Annotated in this window: 1 protein-coding gene; it reads left to right on the top strand. The window is 64.4% G+C overall.

Annotation, left to right across the window (positions count from 1 at the left end; translation table 11 throughout):
- Positions 1 to 640 (top strand): transposase (locus VSR82_RS39930; protein WP_498858919.1); only part of this gene is annotated, 640 nt, incomplete at both ends.

Genomic DNA, 640 nt, shown 5'->3' with positions numbered 1-640 from the left:
ATTGCCAGCGCGCGCCTGATGGGGCGTGGGAAGCTGAAGACCGTCAGGCAGCTCGCGCTCGCTCGGGGCTGGCTCGATCCCGGTCGGCCCTTGCCGGACGACGCCGAACTGGCAGCGATCTTCGGACACAATCCGAAGCTGCCGCGTAGCTGCGTCTCCACGATTGAACCGTTTCGCGATCTGGTCCGCGGCTGGTTTAACGCCGACGTGCAGGGCACGACGATCTTCAACGCGCTTCAGCGCAATCACGGCTATACGGGCAGCTATTCTGCAGTGCGGCGCTTCCTGCTGCACCTGAAGGCCGAGCGCGGCGCGAGAGCAACGACGATCCTGGAGTTCGCTCCGGCGGACGCAGCGCAGCTCGACTTCGGTGCCGGTCCCGTTTTGACACACGAATCCGGCGTACCGCTCAAGACATGGTTCTTCGTGATGACGCTGTGCTGGTCGCGGCACCAGTATGCAGAGCTCGTGCTGGATCAAACGGTCGAGACGTGGCTGGCCTGCCACCGGCGCGCCTTCGAATGGTTCGGCGGCCGCGTGGAGCGCGTGATCATCGACAACGCCAAATGCGCGATTACAAAGGCGTGTATGTACGATCCCGAGGTACAGCGCTCGTACGCCGCGCTGGCCGAGGGGTACG

It is taken from the genome of Burkholderia sp. JPY481, from assembly GCF_038900515.1.
GTDB lineage: Bacteria > Pseudomonadota > Gammaproteobacteria > Burkholderiales > Burkholderiaceae > Paraburkholderia > Paraburkholderia youngii.
This window is presented reverse-complemented; position numbering and strand designations above follow the sequence as displayed.